We start from the raw sequence: 22,011 nt of genomic DNA, 5'->3' as shown, positions 1-22,011 counted from the left end.
ACATGAACGCCCGTTCCACCGAGCACGCCGCGCTAATCACGCTCGTCTGTTTCGCCGTATCGATGATAGACGGCTTCGATACGTTGATGCTGTCATTCGTTGCCCCGCTGATTTCGCACGCGCTACAGATCGACCACGCGTCGCTTGGCCGTATTTTCGGCGCGGGCTTCATTGGCACGGTGGTCGGTTCGATTGCGGCGGGACCCGCCGCCGATCGCTTCGGTCGCAAGCCGATGTTGATTCTGGCGCTCGCCCTGACCGGGTTGCTCACGCTCGCTTGCGCGTTCGCGACCTCGGCGCCGCAACTCGCATTTCTGCGCTTTATCGGCGGCCTTGGGATGGGTGGCGCAATTCCGCCGGTCGCCGCAATCACCGCGGAATGCGCCACGCCGAGACAGCGTTCATCGCTCGTCATCCTTATGTTTATAGGATTCCCTCTCGGCGCGGTAGTGGGTGGCGCAATTTCGGCAGCGTTGATGACCAGTTTCGGCTGGCAGATCGTGTTCTGGATGGGTGGCGCGTTTGCACTTGCGATGCTTATTCCGGTGATCTGGCTGGTCCCAGCGCGTGAAGTCGCATCCGCGCCTCAGAGTGAGAGCCATGCGAAGTTGGGCGCAATTCTCGCGGAGGGTCGGGCGGCACCTGCATTCGCGCTTTGGTGCGGGGTCCTGGCGAGCATGATCGTCTCGGGATTCCTGGTCAGTTTCATTCCGACCATCCTGAACATCAACGGTGTGCCGCCTGCTCGAGCCGCGCTCGGCGCGGTCGTTCTCAATGTTGGAGCGATCGTGGGGGCACTGGCGCTGTCATGGGTTGTACGCCGACGAGAGCCGTTCCGCCCTGTCGCAGGATCATTCGTCGGCGGCGCGCTGTTGATCTGCGCACTCGGCCTGTTCATCGGTGTTGGAGACGCGCTGTTTGGCATGCTGTTCCTCGTCGGGGCTTTCCTTGTCGGTGGCCAATTGACATTCCCCGCGATTGCCAGTCGTCTGTTTCCGTCTGCGGTGCGCGCCTCCGGTGTGGGTTGGACGATGGCGATCGGTCGGTCTGGCTCGATCATCGGACCGGTGATTGGCGGTCTGATGCTTGCGCATCAGGTCGAGTTCAATAGATTGTTTATTTTCGCGGGGGTGCTGGCGTTGTTCGCGTCCGGCGGCGTTGCACTTGCGAGCTTCTGGGGGCGTGACGCGGAGCTGGGCGGCGAAGGTGAACATGACGCTGGCACTCCGCTCGCCGTTGCCGACGGGAAGAATTAGGCCGTAACACGATCCCAGGATGGCGGAAGTAGTAATTTCAGAATGGAGAAGACTTCAATGAGCGAACGCATCCTGACACCGATCCAGGGGCTCGAAACGACAGGTGCTCGTGCGCTGGCAACCTGGAAACTGGACGACGTCCGCTACCTTGCAGTGGTACAACTCGCGCGCGATATGCCCGGCGAACCGGCGTATATGAATGGTGGCGACAGCGATATCGAGGCACCACTCTTTCGCATGGAGGGTGAACGCTTTGTTCAATGTGGTGCGTTGCCGGTAAGTGGCGGCGAGGATGTCGAGTACTTCGAGATTGGTGCCCGGCGTTTCCTCGCCACTGCGGGGATCCGTAAAGGACGGGGCCCGTATGACCTCAACACGCAGGCCACACTGTACGAATGGCGCAATGGTGCATGGGAAGCACAGCAGCGCTTCGCCGTGTTCGCAGCCAAGCAGTGGCGCGCATTCGCGATCGGCGAAAGGCACTTTCTCGCGCTGGCGCAAGGGGTGACTGTGGATGGCGTAGACGCGACACACCCTCGCACTTCGAGGATCTTCGAGTGGAACGGCGAGCGCTTCGAACTCTTTCACACGATAGAAGGCCTGTGGGGTTACGACTGGAATTACTTCCAACATGGCGACATGCACCTTCTTGCGTATTCGGATCATGTGAGCGGCTCGTCGGTATTGCAGTGGAATGTCGAACAGTTTGTCACATTGCAACGCTTCGATGAAAAAGGCGGCCGCACTTTCCGCTTCTTCGAAGCGGACGGCGACTTATGGATGATCCATGTAAATCTGCTTACCCATACCACGCTTTACCGATTCGACGGCGCACGCTTTGTCGAAACGCAACGGTTGGGCGGGGCCGGTGGGCGCGAGCTTTGCCTCATTGAAAGCACGGGCGGACTTTATCTCGTGCGGGTCTGCTTTATCACTGGTACGCCTCAGGCGCCCGTCGTCGAACGCGAATCACAAGTGTTTCAATGGACAGGGAATGCCTTCTCGCTCGTTGAGACCTTCGAAACGAGTGGAGCAACGGCGGCCATCAGCTTTATGGAAGGTAATGCGCGCTATTTAGCTGTGGCTAACAGTTTGAGCGCTGAACAGCGCTTTGATGTGCCATCGACGTTGTATCGTTTCGACGTTTAGCGCGACGTATCGTGTCTTTGTACCGGGCCGCCTACGCTGGACCATTCCTGACCGAAAGCAGGACTTCCAGATCGAACCACGGGGCGCCTCGCTATCTGTCGTTCGTCGGAACGGAAATGTAGGTAATTACAAGGTTGCTCCGCCGCTTACCGGGAAGCTGAATACGTGAAACTGGCTGGCACTGTGCTTGCAGCCTATGCGTTCGTGCCCAGCACAATCGTGCTATCCCCAGTTGGCAAATCATTCGAATCGGACGTCACACGTTTATGTGATTTATGAAGGTTGAGAGGATTCACATAATGGTTGCTGAGGGACCGCTATTCGGAACGGATTCACACACCAACTGGAAGCTCACGATGAACTTTGGTATTGCTACGGTCATGAAGCCCTACCCAATGGCTGCGCTTGAAATAGAAGGTCGATACTGGCCATTTGACGTCTTGAAGCAGCACGGAATCGACCTGCCCGCGCTTGAGGTCAAGGCGCTTTTCTCCGACTGGTTTTCACATATCAGCTACCTCGCGCATATCGTTGAGCATTGCATCGGAGATCCGGTGCTTAACTCGCTCGGCCTGCCCGCGGAGGAAGTTACGCTCGGCGTGGCAATACAGTTTCCGAATAAGGTTATCGCGGTGGGCGCGAATTACGCCAGTCATCTGGCCGAGATGGGCTTGCCGGTTGCTCGCTGGGAACCGCTGCCGTTCTTTTTTAAACCTCCCACAACCACGATGGTGGGGCCAGGCAATACTGTCGTCATGCCGGCGAGAACGCGTCAGCTTGATTGGGAGATAGAACTCGCTGTTGTGATTGGCCGCCGTTTGAGCGATGCGAGCCGCGAGGATGCCATGCGAGCAATTGCGGGATATGCGGTGGGACTCGACATGACAGCGCGCGACTGGGTCCAGCAGCCCGATTCGCCGATCAAGGTGGACCTGATGCGCGGAAAATGTCAGGACACAATGTGCCCTTTCGGTCCGGTGATCCGGCCTGCACAGTTCATCAAGGATCCGCACCAGTTGCGCCTTCAGTTGTGGATTAATGAAACGCCCCGGCAGGATGCCAACACCAGCGAAATGCTCTACCGGATCGACGAGCAACTTAGCCTTATCAGTCAGTTCGTGACGCTCGAGCCCGGCGATGTCTTACTGACAGGCGCACCAGCTGGTTCGGGTGTTTCGTATGGAGCGTTCCTGCAGCCGGGTGACCGGATAAGAGCTTCCATCGAGCAGGTTGGCGTCCTGGACGTGGGGGTCACCTCGCCATCCGTAAAGGCATTTAATTAGACACAAAAACCGTTGTCGCAGGAGAGAAAAACTAAAAGACTCCCCGAGTGATGGTGGTATCGAAGATCTGTCAGTACGTCATAAAAATAATCTTGTTTGGAGACATTCGTGAAAAGACACCTCTCGCCAGCGCTCGTCTTGCCGGCGCTCCTCGTCGTATCGTCATTAGCCAAGGCGCAAGGCTCGGTCACGCTTTATGGTTTGATTGATACAGGGATTACCTACGTTTCAAATGCCGGCGGGAAGAGCGAAGTAGTGGCAAATGACGGGATCATTCAACCTAGTCGCTTCGGTTTTCGTGGAAGCGAGGATCTCGGAGGCGGTACACAGGCGATCTTCACCCTGGAGAACGGATTCTCCCTGAATACCGGTGCCTTTTCTCAAAGCGGCCTGATATTTGGGCGGCAGGCGTTTGTCGGCGTGACCAATTCCCGGTGGGGATCGCTTACGCTGGGTCGTCAGTATGACTTTGTGTGGGACTACATCACCTTGTTCTCGATGGGTTCGCGAATTGGCGCATACGGCTTTCATCCTGGCGACTACGATCACCTTGGTGGTTCACTGCGGATCAATAACGCCGTGAAGTACTCGGTGCAGCCGATTGGCGGGTTGAGTCTGGGTGTGTTGTATGCCTTCGGCGGGCAGCCTGCTAGCGCGAGCAACGGCCGCGCGGTTGCCGCGGGTGCGAGATACACGGGAGGGATATTCAGCATTGCGGCGGCATATAACAATGTACATGACATGCCGCTTAACCCTTCCGCGCAGATCGCAACATCGCTTGGACCGTCATTTCCACAAGGGCTGTTCGTCGCGAACAATCTGCAGAATATCGAACTGGCTGCCAGTGTGACGGTTGGCCCGTCTTCCACACGAGCGCTGTTCACCGATACCACAATAGACACCCCCAGTACCTCGGCGACAATGCGTTCCTACGAAGTAAGCGAGGTTTACCAGTTCACGCCGGCAATCGCGTTCAGCGCCGGCTACGCTTTCACGAGAATGTCCCCTGCAATATGGCGCAATGTGAGTGCGGTGCTTGACTATTCGTTGTCGAAACGCACCGATGTCTATCTCAGTGCGGCCTACCAGAACGCCAGTGGCGGTGCGCATGCTGCGTTCCTCACACTGCCGCCGTCGAGCAACGGTCACGACACCGCCGTGCGAATTGGCATGCGAACGTTTTTCTAGCATTCCGGCACGGAATATTACAAACCCTCAGGAAAAGTATGAGCTACTTTAGCAAGAGCAAGATATCACTCGGTATATTTATTGTTATGGTAACTTTCGGGGCCGTTGCTGACGTCGCTAGCGACGTAATGGCGTCCGCAACAACTACCGAAGTACGCTCGAAAACGGTGAAGGCAGCGGACCGTACATTACAGCGCAATGTACGGCGTGCGCTTGCGAGAACGAAGGGGCTAAATATCGCCAACCTGACGGTTCGTGCACGCGACGGCTGGGTAACGTTGGAGGGATCAGTTCCAGAACAATCCCAAAGCGACCTCGCCGCACAGGTCGCGGGCGGGATGGTTGGCGTGAAATCGTTGAAGAACGCCTTGATCGTACATCCGCTTCAATAGGATGTGAGGGATAGCGTATGGGGCGCGACACGTCGGCGTTGAGAACGTGCGGTCCGACGTCCGTCGGCGCTGGATCCGGGGCGTGACAATGGGCGCCTACTGTGCGAATTCCGAATTGTTGATCGCCTCTGCAATCGTGGATTCTTGCCACAAACCTGTTCACGATGACATCGCATTCCGCCCGGCATCGACTGTACGAGGACGCATTCGCCTTACTTGTGGGTACGCTGCTCGTCTCGACAGGCATCAATTTATACAGCCGGGTAGGGCTGCTCACGGGAGGCACCGCGGGACTAAGCTTTCTGATTCACTATCTGAGCGGACTGCCATTCGGACTGGTGTTCTTCATCGTCAATCTTCCGTTTTGCTACTTTTCCATGCGCCGAATGGATGTTCGTTTTAGACGTAAATCTCTGATTGCGTCGGCGCTGGTCGCGGGATTTTCGATGGCTCATCCGTACATGGTCCAGTACGAGAGGCTCAATCTTTTCTATTCTGCCATGCTAGGGGGCGTCCTCATGGGCACGGGTTTCGTCGTACTATTTCGCCATGACGCGAGTCTGGGAGGGGTCAACGTGGTCGCACTATTTCTGCAGGACCGGTATGGCATTCGTGCCGGTAAGTTGCAGATGGCCGTCGATAGTGCCGTTGTACTGGCCTCGCTATTTATCGTGAAGCCAATCGTGCTGCTAGCGTCTCTCGCAGGTGCCGTGACTCTGAATATGGTGATTGCGCTTAACCACCGGCCGGGCAGATATACCGGAGCATAAGCAAGCGGCTTTCCCACCGTGAGACGGAAGCAATTTTCCATGTTGGTTTCGATCTACGGTCGGCATTGTCAGTCGTATTGTCACAACATTGTGTGATCCGTAGTGCGCTTGCCCGTTAATCCGGTTCTCAACCAAAAGGAGTTCCCATGACGCGACCGTCCATTGGTGGTATTCATCACCTTAAATTTACGGTTTCCGACCTTGACAGTAGTCTGAAATTTTACGAGAGAGCGCTGGGCGCGCGGCGTTTGAGAGAACTAGACCACCGCCGACCCGACGGGGAGTTGTTCGCATACATTCTGGAAATCGATGGTCTAGGCGCCTACCTGGAAATCAGGCTGTTGCCCACATCTGCGAAAGCCGAAGCGGGACGGGACCATCTCACATTGACCGTCGATACACGCGATGAACTCGAAGCGTGGCGTCAGCACTTTGAGGATGTCTCTGTGCCGCATTCGCCTCTGCTGACGGGGATCGTCGGGTGGTTGCTGGTTGTCGAAGATCCCGACCACCGGCGGATTCGTTTTTATACTCGCGAAACCCACGCGTTTGGCGAGGGGGTGTCCTCCGATCCTTATTGGCTCGGCACCGAGCACGAGTCTCAAAAGGCATCGTGACCACGGACTCGTGCAGCATGCAGACGGTGCATTAAACGCTCTCTGGACATTTGCAGTTCAGCGCGATGAATTTTTCAGGCGGTTCTTATAATGGAAATTCGGCAACCGAATCGTATCGCCCATTTCTAACGGCGCGACCGGCGATCTGACATCGGTGTTCAGGACGCGTCGCCGGTGCCGACAAGGTTCGGAAGGACCGTCCGCATTGCAAACAGGGGAATCGCTGGCACCAACCTTATCACCGAAAGCCGGATACTCCGCTCGCAGTCGTTCTGACGGCCGCTAGCCGCGACGACACGACCTGGCTTCATGCATCTGTTCGATGTCATCCCATCGGTATTGCAACCGAAATTGCATGGCACGGCCAACCCCTGCCGTGCGGGTTGATGCGGGGTCGAACGTTCCAAAAGATAGTATGCTTGCATTGGTTCAGATCCCGCCGACCCACGTTCCGAGACCCATATTCCATCGCATGACAAAAAGAGACCCACTAATCAAGCACGGGCAATATGCACTTCCGCCGTCCTGGACTAAGCGTTATCACGAGACCTATCCGGACTTGCCTGTCGTGATTTTCGATGCCATTTACGCGTTGCGTCGGACGGCGCAACGCATGGACAACGCATTCGCTGCCTGGCTCGCGGACACGGGGTTGTCGCCGGCGAAGATGGGTGTGTTGATGTTGATCTGGGCGGCGGGTGACGAAGCGGTGAGTTTTTCGCAGCTCGGCAGCCAATTATCGGTGACACGCGCCACCGTCTCCGGCCTGATCGACGGTCTCGTGAAAGACGACTTCGTCGAACGTGTAGAGGATCCAGTTGATCGGCGAAATCTGCGCGTCCAGCTTAGCAAAAAGGGACGCGTACGTCTGAAGCGGATCATGGACGATCATTGCCGACGACTGTCTCATGCTTTTGGAAACATTGACGGTAGTGAACTCACCACGTTGACGGATTTGCTCAATCATCTCGCCGATCGCGCCGAGGCGACTACCGATACCGTGCGCTGAGGTGCGGCGACTACAGCTACTCGAATCGTCGCATTTGCGACAGTCGTCATGCTGTCTTCTGGGCCTGATTGAGTAAACGGCGCAATCAATCCGAGACTTTAGCCTTGGTGCTGAAATTTATGGTGTCATAGACGCACGATCGAAGAATTATTGCTAAATTGTTCGCAATGCATTGCGGAACGCGTCACCACTTGCCAGATCGTGAGTTCTATACTGCGCAAACAGTACTCAGTGAAGGTCTTTTGGAAACCGTCATGAACAAAGATGTTGCCGTCGGGTTCGCTTTGCTTTTGCTCTTATGCAGCAGCCCTGTCTTTGCACAAATGCCCTCCAGTTCAGAACCGGTCTCTTCTCCGGTTGTCCGACCAGGTGCGACAAGCCGCGCGGAGGTTCAAGCGGAATTGCTTTCCGCGGAGAGGGCAGGCGTGTTGCCGATGAACGACCAGAACTATCCGTCTGCTCAGCTCGCCTATGCACGCGGCGAGGACCTGCGTGCTCTCGTGGCTCCGCAAACGCTCGCTCGACAGTCTAAATAGCTCGTTGAGTCGATGCAGATTTCAACCGAAATAGTCGACAGCTAAATCAATAAAGCTGCGTACTTTTTGCGGGATAAATTGGCGGCTCGGGTAAACGAGGGCGATTTCGACCTCTCCGTTGACAATATGATATGCCGGTAGCAAACGAACCAGATTTCCGGCCATCAGATCATCCGCGACGAGACTCACCGGAAGCACGGCGACGCCCATGCCAGCAAGTGCCACCTGTTTAAGCATCATTGCATTGTTGACAGTAAAGGAAGGATCGAATGGTATTCGTTCTTCGGAGTGGTTGGCGAAGATCCAGTATTGCAGACCGGTTTCCCCGGGCGGGCAGAGCAGACGATGCTGCGCAAGATCTGCTGGCGCCATCGGCGTACCTGCTTCGGCAAGATAGCGCGGCGAGGCGACAGGAATTCTAGCCGTACGTATCAGCCTTCTTGCAATCAGTGATGACGAACTGATCATCCGGTCGACGACGATTCCCACATCAAAGCCAGCATCCAGCAAGTCCACGTGTTGCTCAGTAAGGGTCACCTTCAGAACCACGAGAGGGTATTTCGCCTGATACGCGGCGAAAAACGGTGCCAGCCGAAACAGCGAAAAGCTTCCTGACGCCACTATTCGCAAGTCACCAGCAATTTGTCGTGAGGTAGTGGTCACGCAGGACTCTATGTGCTCGATTTCCGCAAGTATTGAACGGCACCCTTGCGCATATTGAACTCCCGCTTCGGTGAGGGCTACCTTTCGAGTCGTGCGCTGAAGTAGACGGATGCCCAGGTGTGCTTCCAGATTAGCCACATGACGTGTCACTATCGAGGTGGAGAGATTGAGCTGTGTCGCTGCTTGCGCAAAGCTACCGGTCTTGGCGACGCGGTCGAACACGTTCATTGCCTGAAGAAGGTTGATCATTATCGTGAGGAACGGCGCCAGAGCTATCGAGACCGACCTCTCGCGATTTGAGATGCTATCCATGCCTTGCGTCGCTAGCGCAAATCAATTCGCTCGATCAGCGTGCCGCAAAGGCAGTGCGTATCCTGGGCACCTTTATGCGATCTCAGGATGAGACTCAACGCTCTTCCGAATTAGTAAGTGCCGGAATGTCAGCATAAAAAGCTCATTCTGTGAAGTGATACGCAGTTTTTCGTAAACACGTTTCCTATAGGTTAAAACGCTGTTGATCGAGATGCCTAAATTGAGCGCAATTGCCTCAGACGTGTAACCAGTTAAGATACCGATGCAAACAGTACGCTCACGAGCCGTGAGCACAGAGAACGCCTGCGTGCCCGCGAGAAGCCAGTCATCGCCTAGTCCTACGGGCCGCGTCGCCAGATGACTGTTCGGCGACGAAGTACCTTCCAGATTGCTCATCACATTTGCTCCTTGCCCCCGCGCCTCGCGTTGTATAGGGACACTGGTAGTTATCTTTCTGGTAACCGCTCCCTCGCCTTAAATTAGTAAGGCGCCTGACGATTAAAAGTATAGAACTGCCTTGTCGGGCGACGCAAGGCATGGAAAACCCTGTGGTCAAACCGCTATTTTGCGGGCTTCATTTCGTACGCAACCCCCCGCTGGAGATGTGCAGATCGTTGCACAGGGGTGGAGGAAAATTTGCTCACAACAACAGCAATCACGAGGGATGCGTTTTCAGCCTTTCGATCAACAAATCTAGCTGGGTAATGAGGGACGATTCGCGCGCTCAGGATGACTGTATGACGTCTACTACACATCGACAGTGAGATGGTGCGCGCCGCTTCTGTCACATAGTCATGTGATTTTAATCTGCATGGCGGTTGATAATAATTTATTCAATCAATTAGTCGAAGTTTAAGAAAGAGGAAGGAGTGGTCGTGCCGAGCAGGCTATCGAACCAGAACGTTTTGGAGAATCTCAATTGTTTGATCAATGGTATGACGATCTGAGCGTTGGTGATCGCAAGTCTTACCGCGGCGTGACGATGACTGAGGCCCACATCGTCAATTTTGCAGGCGTCACAGGAGACTGGAACCCAAAGCACGTCGATGCCGAGTTCGCCAGAAATACCCCGCTGGGACAGCGGGTGCCCCACGGTCTGCTCCTGCTTTCAAGTGCGCTGGCGCGAGCCCCAATTGATCCTGATCGGATTCTGCGCTTCCTGGGACTGGATGCCGTTCGCTTCATCACTCCGGCTTTCATTGGTGACACCATTCACCCGGTGTTGCAGGTTATAGCCAGGGAAGACGCGCCGTCCGGAGGCACGGTCAGATTCAGACTGGAAGTAGTGAGTCAGAAAGGAGAGGTATTGTTGACCGCCGAACTCAGCATGCTGTTCGCCTCGCGGCTTTCGCAATAGTGCCTCGCGTCGTGGCGCGGCGTGACCAGTAACATTCAACCTAAATTGGCGGTTATACAACATGGGTGTGATAGTACGAAATCTCGGGCGAAACGGACCGCTTACATCATCGTTTGGTCTCGGTTGCGTCGGCATGTCCGGCGCCTATGGACCAGCCTCGGAGGAAGAAAGCATTGCAACCATTCACGCCGCGCTTGACGCGGGAATTTCGCTGATCGATACCGGCGACTTTTACGGAATGGGGCACAACGAGTTATTGATTCGCCGCGCTTTGTCAGAGCGTAGACGCGAGGATGCTACGTTAAGCGTGAAGTTTGGCGCTCTCCGCGGGCCGTCGGGAGAATGGGGGCCAGTCGATACGCGTCCAGCGGCCGTTCGAAATTTCCTGGCTTATAGCCTGACACGACTGGGAACCGATTACGTTGACGTGTATCGACCGGCGCGCCTGGATCCCGCTGTTCCTATCGAAGAAACTGTGGATGCGATTGCCGATCAGGTGAAAGCGGGAAAAGTTCGGGCGATCGGACTTTCGGAGGTTAGCGCGGACACTATCCGTCGGGCTGCCGCAGTTCATCCGATCTGTGATGTTCAGGTCGAGTACTCGCTATTTTCGCGCGACATTGAGGACGAGATCCTGCCGACCTGTCGCGAACTCGGAATTGCTGTTACTGCATACGGTGTTCTATCGCGGGGGCTCATTAGTGGTGAGTGGACTCGGGAGCGCAGCGTATCCGTCCCCGCGCTTGGCAATGCGTTGCCTCGCTTCGCGCCTGAAAATATCGATCGGAATCTTGCATTAGTCGAAGCGCTTCGAACAGTCGCGGCGAATATGAACTGCACCATCGCACAGGTGGCGATCGCCTGGGTCGCCGCGCAAGGTGACGATATCGTTCCCTTAGTAGGCACCAAGCGCCGTGATCGCCTTGAAGAAGCCCTAAAGGCAGCCAGTATTCAGTTGTCGGAGGATGATCTTGCCTCTATCGAAGCGGCTATTCCCAAAGGCGCCGCTGTCGGTGATCGATATAGCGCCGCACTTATGCGGCAAATCGACGGTGGAGAAAATCACCGGCATAGATCGTAGGCAACGCATGAAATTCATTCGACCTTCAAAGGAAATCCAGAGATGCCGGCCTACATTATCCTGACCAGGGAAAGCACGTGGGATCCCGCAGAGCTGGCGGAGTATGCGCGTAAAGTGCCGGCGTCTCGCGACGGGCACACGATGACTCCGCGGGTTCGCTTTGGGCGTTTTGAAATGCTGGAAGGTGCGCCGATCGAGGGAGTCGTCGTATTCGAGTTCGCCACCTTCGATGAAGCGAAGGCCTGGTTCTATAGCCCTGCCTATCAGGACGCAGCCCGACACCGGCGGCTCGGGTCGGCCAATCGTGCTTTCATTGTCGAAGGCATATAGTGAAATCACGGTTCACTGATTGAATAATCTCTCACGGGTCTGAAACGAATCGAAGATACCCGATAACGTGCGTGGAGGGAAACACCCATGAGCGGCCAACAGACTACCGGGATCCCGGGTTTTCACGCGGTTCCAGTGGCCGATTCGAGTCCGCGTGGGGCTCGCGTCAAATTCCGCGAAGAAGATGAGTTTCACCAGTGCTGGTACCCGGTCGCGTTGTCGTCGGAAGTCGGCGAAAACGCGGTAATCGGTGCGCCGTTTCTCGATGGGCGCGTAGTCGTTTATCGAACCTCGGACGGTATGGCACATGTCAAAAGCGCGTATTGCCGTCACCTGGGTGCGGACCTTTCGATCGGACGCCTCGTCGGCGACCAATTGCAATGTCCGTTCCACTTCTGGCGCTATGGCACCAACGGCGCATGTACAGAGGTGCCGTCGGGTGATCGGCCTCCGCCCCGCGCAAAGCTGTTCAACTATCCGACCGCGGAATCGCTCGGCATCATCTGGGTATTCAACGGTGAGACGGCGCTTTATTCACCTCCGAGCTTCGAGTGCAGCGGGCAGGACCTGATCGTTGACGCATTTCGTAATCCGCGACCGATGCGAGTCGACAGTTCGATCGTGTTCTTGAATAGTTTCGATTTGCAGCACTTCCGCGTGGTGCATGACATGCCGATGGAAGTCGACCAGAACCACATCTGCAACGACGGACATACGCTGACTTACCAGGCTCGCGTCAATGTCCCGGAGTTCGGTGAGGTCGTTCAGTACCGCAAGCTGTGGGGCGTCAATACCGTGACTGTGAGCAGCGAAACTAATGGCCGTAGACAGTATCTATTGCACAGCCTTTGTCCGGTGTCGGCGGCCACGACGGAGGGCTTTCTGGTTGCGGCGACGCCCGTTGGCTCCACGACCGAAGATGTTGATCTGGCCAAGGCCTTGGTGGCGCGTTTACGCGAGTATTCGCTGCGCCTGATCAACGAAGACGCACCAATCTTCGAGACGGTGAGCTTCCGGCGGGACAACCTGACCGCTTCCGACCGTTTCCTGGCGTTTGGTATCCGCTATATCTGCAACTATCCGCGTGCCCATCCCGGGCGCGAGATGATTCGCTAGGACGGCGCGATTGACGCTCTCCTTGAAAGCATGAAGGAAATCGCGGCCGCATTCCTGGAACTGGATCACCAAAGCGGCGACAGCGATGCATATCGGCACGGGTAAAGGATAACGAATGCGTGTATTTCTCGACGAACTGCGCGTTGCCTGGCGCGATCTGGTCGGTGCGATGATTGGTCTCGGCCTGGGGATCGGGGCCTATAACCCTGTATCCAGCTTTTTCTTTCGGGCATTGGAGCACGAATTCGGCTGGTCCAAGGCGGCCGCCGCCGTATCGTTGGTCGCCTTTCCGCTGACTGCGGTGGCACTGCCCTTCGCCGGCGTGCTGCTCGATCGCTTCGGCGTGCGCAAGGTGGCCATGCTGTCGGCCATCTGTATGTCGGGTTGCTACATCTGGCTCTCCGCGATGACCGGGAGGCTGTGGATGTTTTATGCCGCGTTTCTCATGCTGAACATACTGGGCTGTGCAACCGGGCCGGTTAGCTACACACGCAGTGTTTCGGCCCGCTTCGTACGTTCGCGTGGCACTGCGCTGGCATTCTCGCTGGTCGGCATCGGTCTGATCGCGATGATCTTGCCGCCGATGCTGGCGACCATCTTCAGTCGCTGGGGCTGGCGGGGCGGATACCGCTTCTTCGCAGTAGCAGTGATGGTAGGGGGTCTAATTGCGTTCGCATTGAGCCGTGGCTCGGCCGAAGGCGCACAGACAGCCACTTCGGAGACCGGCGACAGTCTGGCCGCGGCAGCAGCCAAACGCCCGTTCTGGATTCTCGGCATCGCGATTTTCGCGTTGAGTGTTGCATCCCTCGGCTTTGTTGCGCAATTCCAATCGATTGTGATTGAGAAAGGGGTGGCGCCGCGCTTGACGCCACTGTTGTTGTCCGCGCTCTCCGGTTCAGTGTTCCTGAGCCGGCTGGTGACCGGATGGGCGCTTGATTTCTTTCGAGCCGAGCGCGTGGCGGCCACGGCGCTCTGCCTGGCCGCGCTTGGCATGCTGCTGTGGTTGCTCGGTAGCGCCACCATCGAGGTTGCGCTGGTCGCGGTCCTGTTGATCGGACTGAGCGTCGGTGCCGAACTCGACTTTATGTCGTTCTTCTGTGCCCGCCTGTTCGGACTGAAGCACTACGGTGCGGTGTACGGTGGCCTCGCTACGTTTTTTTACACAGGTATTGCGGTAGGTGGCATCGCCTTTGCGTCGATCCACGACAAGTTGGGGCACTATACGGTCGCGATTGGCATGTCGGTCGTGCTGTTCGTTTTTTCCGCGATCCTGTTCCTGGTCCTTGGCTTTCCGCTGCGCGGCGAGAGATCCAAAAAATATCTTTCCAGCACGGAAGGTCCGCCGCCCGTCCTGTGAAGAGCATGGCCCACAATTCATATGAGCTTTGATCGGAGTTGCCATCCTCGCGATCGCTTTTCGCGTTCCAATCCCATTCTCTTGCTTCCATGACAAATCCCGCTATCGCCGGAATTCATCACCTCAAGTTCAACGTCGCGGATCTGGATCGCAGCCTTGACTTCTATTCGACTGTGCTGGCCGCGAAGCGCCTGGTCGAGTTGGATCATCGTGACAAAGACGGCGAAGTATTCGCCTACGTATTGAGTGTCGAAAACCTTGGCACCTACCTCGAATTGCGCAAATCCCCCGAACGAGCGAAACGCGAGTCGGGGCTCGATCCGGTGACGTTCTCGGTGCGAACCCATCAGGATCTGCTGGTCTGGGAAGCCCATCTGACGGCGCTCGGAGTTCACCATTCAGGCATTCTCACGGGCGTTATTGGTTGGTTGCTGGTGGCAGAAGATCCCGACGGCAGGCATCTCCGCTTCTATACGTTGGAGACCCATCCATTTACCGTGGATTTCTCGACCGATGCCTACTGGCTAGGAAGTTGATGTGTAGTTCTCAGGGGCACGAGGTAGCAATCAGTTGCCTGCGATGCTCCCGCGCACCTCCCCGCTCGATGCTGGTCACCAGGAATACAGGCACGCGCGCTTTTAGGAGAAGAAGTCGATGAATGATCTGATTCAGGTCAGCACTCATGGTGCGGTGGCGGCACTGCAACTGAATTGTCTTCCGACAAATGCCATCGCCAGGGAGATGATGGATCAGCTGATCCACGCGTGCGCCAGGATTGCCGCCGACAAGTCGATTTGCGCGGTGATCGTTTGGGGCGGTCCGATGCAATTCGCAGGCGGTTCCGATCTGAAGCAGATGCGCCAGCTATCACTGGACTGCGCGTTCGAGCGATCGCGCAGCGGTCAAGCGGCATTTTCTTCGATTGCGCAAATCGACAAACCGGTCGTCGCGGCGATAGCCGGCATGGCAATTGGTGGAGGGCTTGAGCTGACGCTGTGGGCCGACTATCGGATAGCCACCGAATCCGCGGTGATGGGGCTCCCCGAAGTAACGCACGGGCGTATGCCTGGCGCCGGCGGTACGCAGCGGTTGCCGCGCCTGATCGGCATGTCGCGCGCGCTGGACCTGATCTTCTCGGGGCGCCTTATCCACGCCGACGAAGCAAAGTACCTGGGGTTGGTAAATGAAGTGGTTCCGGATGACATGCTGTTTAGCGCTGCGCTTGCATGGGCAGAACAATTTACAGCCCTCTCGCCGTTAGCCGTGTCTACGGCGCGACGCGCGGTGGAAGCATCGTCGCTGCCATTGGAAGAAGGACTGGCAGTGGAAAGCAGGCTCTATGCGGATCTGTACGTGAGCGACGCGTCATCTGCACAATTGACGGCATTTCATATGCAGAATCCGTCGACGTAAGGGGGCTTTCAAAAAGACTCGTTGAGCCGCTCGTGGGTGGCGCTAACTATTTCGCGGTGAAATAGCTCTTGATCGCACCAGTGAACGCGGTACGGCTATGCTTGACGCGTTCGAGCAGTCCCACGTGACGCCGTACGTCGACGCCATCCAGCGACCTGACGCTGATTGCGCGATCGTTGTCGAAATCGACGTTCGCGAGTTTAGGAACAATCGAAATGCCGAAGCCCTGACGCACCAGCGCGACGATTGCTTCGACGGAGTTCAGTTCCATGGCCTCGTTGACTTCGACCTTGCATTGATCGAGCACGTTCTGCACGAGATGGCCGGTCCATGTACTGCGGTCAAAGCGCATGAACGGCGCATTGCGGAGGATTTCATCCTGCTCCGGCGGCAAATCGAAGTGCGGGGCGGTCGGCATGATGAGAATCATCGGTTCGGAATACAGCGGTGTCCAAAGAAGCGTGGATGCCAATGGGTGCGGTGACTGGGTGACGACCGCCGCATCCAGCTCGCCGACTTCGACCTGATGCGCGAAATCGCTGGACATGCCCGCGAGCAGATGCACATCCAGGCGAGGATGCTGCCGACGTATCGACCACAACGCGTCCGCGAACGCACCCATGAGCGCGGAGACGAGTGCGCCTATCACGACCGTTCCCGACATTTCGCCGCCGCCGGCGGCGACCGCGAGAAGCTCGTAACGGCGAACGATTTCCTCGATTTCGGGAATGAGGGCGCGGCCAACCGGATTGAGCACCGCGGCTCTCGCATTGCGGTCAAAAAGCTGAACGTTGAGATCGCTTTCGAGTGTCCGGATTTGAAGGCCGATTGCAGCAGCAGTGAGGCCAACCTTGTTGCCGGCGGCGGCAAAGGTGCCACATCGAGCGACCGAGAGAAATATTTTTAAGGTGCGAATGGATGGCATTGTTCGCGTTTGCGCAGAAGACCTGCTCGATTCGATACCCAAAATAATACGCAACCTAAAGTATTTCCTGGTCTCAGGAAAACCATTACTGCATTTATCTTTAGCAAGCCGCGCGCGACAATCGAGGCAACAATACGGCCGAAATTTCAGGAACGGTGCCGTAAGCGCATTGCCCACATCTCCCCACAACACTGAAAGTCGCACCGAGGCCTTCATCAATGACAGCCTGGTTAAATGCGCACATCGCTGCGTGCGCCATCGGAATCGGTGTCAGTTCGATCGCAATCGCGGGAGGCGTCGTGGCGATCGCGTATCTGGTGTACGGGCTGACCGGTTTTGGTTCGTCCATCGTTGCCATACCATTGCTGACGCAACTGGTTCCCCTGCGCACGGCAACACCGGTGATGCTGGTACTGGACCTCGTCGCCGGGATGCTCGTGGGCATGCGCAATCTTCAGTCCGTTCAGACACAGGAGCTGAAGAGGCTCGGGCCATGGCTGTGCATCGGGCTTCTGCTGGGCGTCAGCGTACTGGTGTATGTGCCGGAAAAGCCGCTCGAGCTCCTTCTCGGCGTATGCCTGCTGATCTATTCGCTCTGGCGGGTCGCTTCCCGCGGCGAGTTTCGCGAGATAGGCGGGCGCTGGGCTCCTCCATTGGGCTTCTTTGGGGGATGCCTGACCGCAGTGTTTGGTACCGGCGGACCCGTCTATACGATTTATCTGACCGGTCGTCTGCGCGATCCCGACCAGCGGCGCGCAACGATCAGCACACTCATTACCGTAACGGCTGTCGCGCGGCTCATTCTCTTCACGGCTTCCGGACTCTATAAAAACCCTGCTGTTCTGCCGCTCGCCAGCTTTCTGTTGCCTTGTGGCGCGGTGGGGTTGTTCTCGGGGGCGCGGCTGCGCAGCGCCATTTCGGCGCCGCGTGTGCTGACGCTGCTCTGGATCGTCCTTATCGTCGCGGCAGTCAATTTGATCGTTCGTTCCGCGCCTGCCTTGTTCGGTTAGGGCGGTGGCGCCTGCCGATTCGCATCCGGTTCGACTCAAACAGGGAGTAGACAATGATTCACGCGGTATTGCATGAGCGCGAAGACACGGTTGGCGTTGCCGTGGTGGAAGGCATTGACGCGGGGGTGATGTTGCATGCCTGGATCATGGATGACGACGAGGTGGTTACGGTCGTCGCCCAGCAGGACATTCCGATTGGTCACAAGGTGGCGCTCAAGGACATGGCCGTGGGCGACACCGTCTACAAGTACGGCATCGACATCGGCAAGGTCGTGGCCCCTATCCGGACGGGGGAACATGCTCACGTTCACAACATCCGGACGAAGCGCTGGTAAGGCGCTCATTCCTGAACGCATGGACGACATGGAACCATCCGCCCGGCAGAGGCGATCTCCACGTCGTTGCCACAACTGGTCAGCGTGCCGGGTCTGCGCGATCCGGCATCTTTCTTACCGAGGTCGCATGCACGCGATGCGAGGTGAGATCAAGGAGACACCATGTTGCGTCGTCTTTTCAGACACATCTATGTGCAGGTCCTGATCGGGATCGCTGCCGGCCACTTTTTTCCGACGTTCGCCCAGTCATTGAAGCCGCTGTCCGACGTGTTCATCCGTCTGATCAAGATGATTACGCCGCCATTGATCTTCACCACGATCGTATGTGGCGCTTCGCAGATCGGCGAAATGCGGACGTTGGGCCGGATCGCGGGCAAAACCATCATCTATTTCGAGGTTGTGACCACGCTGGCCTTACTCATCGGAATGTTGATGGTGAACCTGATCGGGCCCGGTGTCGGCATGAATATCCAGCCGGGGACAGCCGATGTTCATGTGTTGGCGCAATTTCAGACGGAAATGCATCACGGTGGCGGCCTCACGGGCTTTTTTCTCAACATCATCCCTTCGAGTTTCCTGAGTCCCTTTGCTTCGGGCGACATGCTTCAGATCGTCGTGATCGCCTGTTTATTCGCGGTTGGATTGTCCTATATCGGCGAGAAGGGACAGCCGGCCCTGGCGTTCTTCGAGTCGGTGTCGGAGGTCCTTTTCAAGATTGTCGGCTTCATCATGAAGCTCGCGCCGCTCGGTGCGTTGGGGGCGATGGGCTTTGCAGTCGGGAAATATGGACTGTCCGCATTGAATTCGCTCGGCATGCTGCTCGTGACGATCTATCTGGCAACAATCTTTTTCCTCGTGGTCGTGCTGGGAACCATCTGCCGGATGAGCGGTTTCAGGCTGCTTCGATTGCTCAATTATCTGAAGGGAGAAATTCTTCTCGTCCTTGCCACGACGTCGTCTGAATCCGTGTTCCCGCAGTTGATCCGCAAGCTCGAAGCCATGGGCTGTCCGAAGCAGGTCGTCGGTATCGTGATGCCAATGGGCTACTCGTTCAACCTCGACGGGACCTGCGTCGCCCAGGTCATCTGCGCCATTTTCATCGCTCAGGCGTACAACGTGCCGCTGTCATGGGTCGATCAGATATCGCTGATGGTGCTTTCGATGATCAGCTCGAAAGGCGCGGCCGGCGTATCGGGCGCCGGATTCGTCACGTTGTTGGCCACGCTCACGGCGTTCAAACAGATTCCCATTGAAGGCGCGGCGCTCATTCTCGGCGTGGACCGCTTCATTTCCGAAGTGCGGGCCGTCACGAACATGATAGGAAACGCCGTCGCCACGCTCGTTGTCTCCGGACTCGAAAAGGAACGCGACAACGCTCAAATGGCCACCGTGCTGAAGCTTCGGCGCGTGCGTGGCGAGGCATAGGAAACCTTTGCCTGAACGCCAGAATTATTCGATTTTTCTTGATGAAGAATTGCTGAACAATCGATGTACGAAATCCGTTCAATCGTACTGCGCCGGCAGTTATTCGAGAGGCATCGTGAATACCGACAAACTTCGCGTCAGAGTCTGGAGAAGTGCTACCCGGGGGCTCGCTACCTATGACGTACCGCGTTACGAAAGTCAGACGGTGCTGGACGTCGTGACGTTCATTCAGCGGCAACTGCAACCCGACCTCGCATACCGCTTCGCGTGCCGCGTGGGCATGTGCGGATCCTGTGCGATGAACGTCAACGGCAAGGCGCGCTGGACGTGCCGCACGCACGTGTCGAAAGTCGCGGCGAACAACGAGCTGGAGATCGCGCCGCTGTCGAACCTGCCGGTCATCAAGGATCTCGTGACCGACATGAGCCCGTTCTTCGACAAGTGGAGCCGGGCAAAGGGGCAATTTACGGGAGACCGCACGCGCCACGAAGATTTCGCCAGGGTGAGTCCCGAGAGCGCGCAACGAAAGGCGGCGGACGCGGGGATCGAGTGCATCGGTTGCGGCGTGTGTTATTCGTCTTGCGACGTCGTGACCTGGCGTCCGGATTATCTGGGTCCCGCCGCGCTGAACCGGGCATGGACACTCGTCAATGACGAACGCGACACGCAGAAGCTCGAGCGCCTGCGAGCCGTGGCCGGCGATGCGGGCTGTCACTCGTGTCACACGCAGGGCACGTGCACGGAGCGTTGTCCGAAGCACCTTTCGCCGACGGCCGGCATTGCCGGCCTCAAACGGATGACGATGAAGGCCGCCCGCGAAGGAGACCTGTAATGCAAGCCATGTCTCTTCGCGTCCAGGCTCATCTCTGGTACTGGCAGCGCATGAGCGCGACCGTACTCGCGCTTTGCGTGTTCATTCACCTGGGCGTCGTCATCTACGCCGTCCATGGCGGCTTGAGCGCAGCGGCCATCCTCGGCCGCACTCGCGGCAATCTGTGGTTCGGCGGCTTCTATTCCATATTCGTGATTTCGTGCGCGATACATGTGCCTATCGGTTTGCTCAGAATCGCGGAAGAGTGGTTGAACTGGCGCGGAAAATCCGCGAGGGCCGTCTGTTTCGCATTTTCCGCCGGCCTCGTGTTGATGGGTCTGCGGGCCGTTTACGGAGTCGTATCGTGATGCGAAAGAACGACTATCGCGCCCGCGCGCATCCCGCCTGGTGGGCCTTTATGGTGCATCGTCTGTCCGGTCTGGCGCTGGCCTTGTTTCTGCCGGTCCACTTCTGGGCCCTCGGGCATGCCATTACCGGAGAAGCTTCTCTCGACGGCTTTCTTCGTTTGACCGACCAGCCACTTTTCAGGTTTGGCGAGTGGGGGCTCGTGGTTCTGCTCTCGCTTCACATGATGGGGGGTATTCGTCTCCTGCTGATCGAATTCCTCCCATGGACAGGCCTGAAGAAGAACTGGCTCGCCTTCGGCTTAGGAGCGAGTACCTGTACGGGTCTCGCATTCCTGCTCGCACTCATTCATTAACGCCGGGTCTCGAGAATTCGCGTTGCGCCAAAACCCCACAATCTGCTTTACCAATTTAACAATCCGGAAGAGACGGCCATGAAACTTGACCTCGACGTCGTCGAAGAAGCCTCGAAAGAGCTGTATATCCGCGCCCTCAAGCTGCTCCCACCCGACGTAAAAGATGGCATTGAAAGGCTTTCCGTGACGGAAACGTCTCCGGTCGCGCAGCGGGTCCTGGAGACGATGCGGACCAATATCCGCGTGGCCGAGAACACCGAGAACCTGCTTTGTCAGGATACGGGCATCCCCATATACAACGTCGCGCTTGGCCGCAACGTCGAGTTCGACGGATTCGAGCTGAAGGCGGCGATCCGCAAAGGGTGCGAACGCGCGACGAGGGAGCACCCGCTGCGTTCATCGGTCGTTCATCCGCTGACACGCAAGAACAATCACACGTCGTGCGGCATCGAGGTTCCCGTCATTCACGTCGACTTCACGGACGAGAACGAGACCGCGACCATCGAGATGGTGCCGAAAGGGAGCGGTTCGGAGAACAATTCGTTCCTGAAGATGGCCGTGCCGGCTGAGGGTATCGATGCGATCAGGATATTCGTCGTCGACTGTGTCATCTCCGCCGGCGGCAAGACATGTCCGCCGACTATCGTGGGCGTCGGCCTCGGCGGCACTTCCGATCTATCCATTGCGCTGGCCAAGCGCGCCGCGACGCGCGCGCTCGGCACCATCTGCGCGGACTCCGAGGGCGCCGCCCTCGAACGCGAACTGACTGATGCGGTGAACCGTCTCGGTGTCGGCCCGCAAGGTCTAGGGGGGGATAGCACGGCGTTTGCGGTGCATATCGAACTGGCGTCGACGCACATCACGATGAATCCCATTGCGGTCAACATGCAATGTCACTCCGCGCGGCGTGCGAAGGCACTGCTTACCACAGACGGTCTCACTTACGGATTCTGAA

The 22,011-nt window shown here is 57.1% G+C and carries 26 protein-coding genes; 23 read left to right on the top strand and 3 right to left on the bottom strand.

What is annotated here, in order from left to right:
* The first annotated feature begins 2 nt into the window (after window positions 1-2).
* The 9 genes from QM685_RS25995 to QM685_RS25955 all read left to right on the top strand — a co-directional run bounded on the left by QM685_RS25995 (window position 3) and on the right by QM685_RS25955 (window position 8,200).
* Entirely contained in the window at window positions 3-1,256 is a 1,254-nt protein-coding gene (locus QM685_RS25995) for an MFS transporter (RefSeq protein ID WP_415120825.1), read from the top strand.
* Between the two features lie 57 nt (window positions 1,257-1,313).
* A complete protein-coding gene (locus tag QM685_RS25990; protein WP_415120823.1) occupies window positions 1,314-2,405 on the top strand; it encodes a hypothetical protein in 1,092 nt (363 codons plus the stop codon).
* 356 nt (window positions 2,406-2,761) lie between these two features.
* Window positions 2,762-3,688 carry a fumarylacetoacetate hydrolase family protein gene (locus tag QM685_RS25985; RefSeq protein WP_415120821.1) on the top strand — a complete coding sequence of 309 codons (927 nt, stop codon included), beginning with the start codon at window positions 2,762-2,764 and terminating at the stop codon, window positions 3,686-3,688.
* Window positions 3,689-3,796: 108 nt separating this feature from the next.
* Window positions 3,797-4,876 carry a porin gene (locus QM685_RS25980; protein WP_415120819.1) on the top strand — a complete coding sequence of 360 codons (1,080 nt, stop codon included), beginning with the start codon at window positions 3,797-3,799 and terminating at the stop codon, window positions 4,874-4,876.
* Window positions 4,877-4,914: 38 nt separating this feature from the next.
* Entirely contained in the window at window positions 4,915-5,268 is a 354-nt protein-coding gene (locus QM685_RS25975) for a BON domain-containing protein (RefSeq protein ID WP_415120817.1), read from the top strand.
* Window positions 5,269-5,432: 164 nt separating this feature from the next.
* Window positions 5,433-6,038 (top strand): YitT family protein, encoded by a 606-nt coding sequence (locus tag QM685_RS25970; RefSeq protein ID WP_415120815.1) that lies wholly within the window; start codon window positions 5,433-5,435, stop codon window positions 6,036-6,038.
* A gap of 146 nt (window positions 6,039-6,184) precedes the next feature.
* Window positions 6,185-6,655, top strand: coding sequence for a VOC family protein (locus tag QM685_RS25965; protein ID WP_415120813.1), 471 nt, complete (start codon window positions 6,185-6,187; stop codon window positions 6,653-6,655).
* 355 nt (window positions 6,656-7,010) lie between these two features.
* Window positions 7,011-7,664, top strand: a complete 654-nt coding sequence (locus QM685_RS25960; RefSeq protein WP_415120811.1) for a MarR family winged helix-turn-helix transcriptional regulator — start codon at window positions 7,011-7,013, stop codon at window positions 7,662-7,664.
* A gap of 254 nt (window positions 7,665-7,918) precedes the next feature.
* Window positions 7,919-8,200: a DUF4148 domain-containing protein gene (locus QM685_RS25955; protein WP_415120809.1), complete on the top strand. Its 282-nt coding sequence runs from the start codon at window positions 7,919-7,921 to the stop codon at window positions 8,198-8,200.
* Window positions 8,201-8,221: 21 nt separating this feature from the next.
* Here QM685_RS25955 and QM685_RS25950 read toward each other — a convergent pair whose 3' ends face one another.
* Together QM685_RS25950 and QM685_RS25945 are read right to left on the bottom strand one after the other, a co-directional pair.
* Window positions 8,222-9,175 carry a LysR family transcriptional regulator gene (locus tag QM685_RS25950; RefSeq protein ID WP_415120807.1) on the bottom strand — a complete coding sequence of 318 codons (954 nt, stop codon included), beginning with the start codon at window positions 9,173-9,175 and terminating at the stop codon, window positions 8,222-8,224.
* A 72-nt stretch (window positions 9,176-9,247) separates the two neighbouring features.
* Window positions 9,248-9,571, bottom strand: coding sequence for a helix-turn-helix transcriptional regulator (locus tag QM685_RS25945; RefSeq protein WP_415120805.1), 324 nt, complete (start codon window positions 9,569-9,571; stop codon window positions 9,248-9,250).
* A 523-nt stretch (window positions 9,572-10,094) separates the two neighbouring features.
* Here QM685_RS25945 and QM685_RS25940 point away from each other — a divergent pair.
* The 7 genes from QM685_RS25940 to QM685_RS25910 all read left to right on the top strand — a co-directional run bounded on the left by QM685_RS25940 (window position 10,095) and on the right by QM685_RS25910 (window position 15,829).
* Window positions 10,095-10,532 carry a MaoC/PaaZ C-terminal domain-containing protein gene (locus tag QM685_RS25940; protein WP_415120803.1) on the top strand — a complete coding sequence of 146 codons (438 nt, stop codon included), beginning with the start codon at window positions 10,095-10,097 and terminating at the stop codon, window positions 10,530-10,532.
* A gap of 67 nt (window positions 10,533-10,599) precedes the next feature.
* The gene (locus QM685_RS25935; RefSeq protein WP_415120966.1) at window positions 10,600-11,613 is read left to right on the top strand and encodes an aldo/keto reductase; all 1,014 of its coding nucleotides are present in this window, start codon (window positions 10,600-10,602) and stop codon (window positions 11,611-11,613) included.
* 42 nt (window positions 11,614-11,655) lie between these two features.
* A complete protein-coding gene (locus QM685_RS25930; protein ID WP_415120801.1) occupies window positions 11,656-11,943 on the top strand; it encodes a DUF1330 domain-containing protein in 288 nt (95 codons plus the stop codon).
* Between the two features lie 87 nt (window positions 11,944-12,030).
* Window positions 12,031-13,059: a Rieske 2Fe-2S domain-containing protein gene (locus QM685_RS25925; protein ID WP_415120799.1), complete on the top strand. Its 1,029-nt coding sequence runs from the start codon at window positions 12,031-12,033 to the stop codon at window positions 13,057-13,059.
* 115 nt (window positions 13,060-13,174) lie between these two features.
* On the top strand, window positions 13,175-14,416 hold the full coding sequence (locus QM685_RS25920; RefSeq protein ID WP_415120797.1) for an MFS transporter: 1,242 nt from the start codon (window positions 13,175-13,177) through the stop codon (window positions 14,414-14,416).
* 89 nt (window positions 14,417-14,505) lie between these two features.
* On the top strand, window positions 14,506-14,952 hold the full coding sequence (locus QM685_RS25915) for a VOC family protein (RefSeq protein ID WP_415120795.1): 447 nt from the start codon (window positions 14,506-14,508) through the stop codon (window positions 14,950-14,952).
* 118 nt (window positions 14,953-15,070) lie between these two features.
* Window positions 15,071-15,829 (top strand): enoyl-CoA hydratase/isomerase family protein, encoded by a 759-nt coding sequence (locus tag QM685_RS25910; RefSeq protein ID WP_415120793.1) that lies wholly within the window; start codon window positions 15,071-15,073, stop codon window positions 15,827-15,829.
* 46 nt (window positions 15,830-15,875) lie between these two features.
* Here QM685_RS25910 and QM685_RS25905 read toward each other — a convergent pair whose 3' ends face one another.
* Window positions 15,876-16,970, bottom strand: a complete 1,095-nt coding sequence (locus QM685_RS25905) for a LysR family transcriptional regulator (RefSeq protein ID WP_415120791.1) — start codon at window positions 16,968-16,970, stop codon at window positions 15,876-15,878.
* Window positions 16,971-16,972: 2 nt separating this feature from the next.
* Here QM685_RS25905 and QM685_RS25900 point away from each other — a divergent pair, with 2 nt between their 5' ends.
* The 7 genes from QM685_RS25900 (at window position 16,973) to QM685_RS25870 (ending at window position 22,010) form a co-directional block, all read left to right on the top strand.
* Window positions 16,973-17,764 (top strand): sulfite exporter TauE/SafE family protein, encoded by a 792-nt coding sequence (locus QM685_RS25900; protein WP_415120789.1) that lies wholly within the window; start codon window positions 16,973-16,975, stop codon window positions 17,762-17,764.
* A gap of 53 nt (window positions 17,765-17,817) precedes the next feature.
* The gene (locus tag QM685_RS25895) at window positions 17,818-18,099 is read left to right on the top strand and encodes a UxaA family hydrolase (RefSeq protein ID WP_415120787.1); all 282 of its coding nucleotides are present in this window, start codon (window positions 17,818-17,820) and stop codon (window positions 18,097-18,099) included.
* Between the two features lie 162 nt (window positions 18,100-18,261).
* A complete protein-coding gene (gene dctA, locus QM685_RS25890) occupies window positions 18,262-19,524 on the top strand; it encodes a C4-dicarboxylate transporter DctA (protein ID WP_415120785.1) in 1,263 nt (420 codons plus the stop codon).
* Window positions 19,525-19,639: 115 nt separating this feature from the next.
* Entirely contained in the window at window positions 19,640-20,356 is a 717-nt protein-coding gene (locus tag QM685_RS25885) for a succinate dehydrogenase/fumarate reductase iron-sulfur subunit (RefSeq protein WP_415120783.1), read from the top strand.
* A complete protein-coding gene (locus QM685_RS25880; RefSeq protein ID WP_415120781.1) occupies window positions 20,356-20,703 on the top strand; it encodes a succinate dehydrogenase in 348 nt (115 codons plus the stop codon). The genes QM685_RS25885 and QM685_RS25880 overlap by 1 nt, the downstream gene beginning before the upstream one ends.
* Entirely contained in the window at window positions 20,703-21,056 is a 354-nt protein-coding gene (gene sdhC, locus QM685_RS25875) for a succinate dehydrogenase, cytochrome b556 subunit (RefSeq protein ID WP_415120779.1), read from the top strand. The genes QM685_RS25880 and sdhC overlap by 1 nt, the downstream gene beginning before the upstream one ends.
* Window positions 21,057-21,134: 78 nt before the next feature.
* Window positions 21,135-22,010, top strand: a complete 876-nt coding sequence (locus QM685_RS25870) for a fumarate hydratase (protein ID WP_415120777.1) — start codon at window positions 21,135-21,137, stop codon at window positions 22,008-22,010.
* Window position 22,011: the final 1 nt, after the last annotated feature.

The organism is Paraburkholderia sp., assembly GCF_047605525.1.
GTDB lineage: Bacteria > Pseudomonadota > Gammaproteobacteria > Burkholderiales > Burkholderiaceae > Paraburkholderia.
Note: the sequence above shows the minus strand (reverse complement) of the source record. Positions and strands in the feature narration are given on the sequence as shown.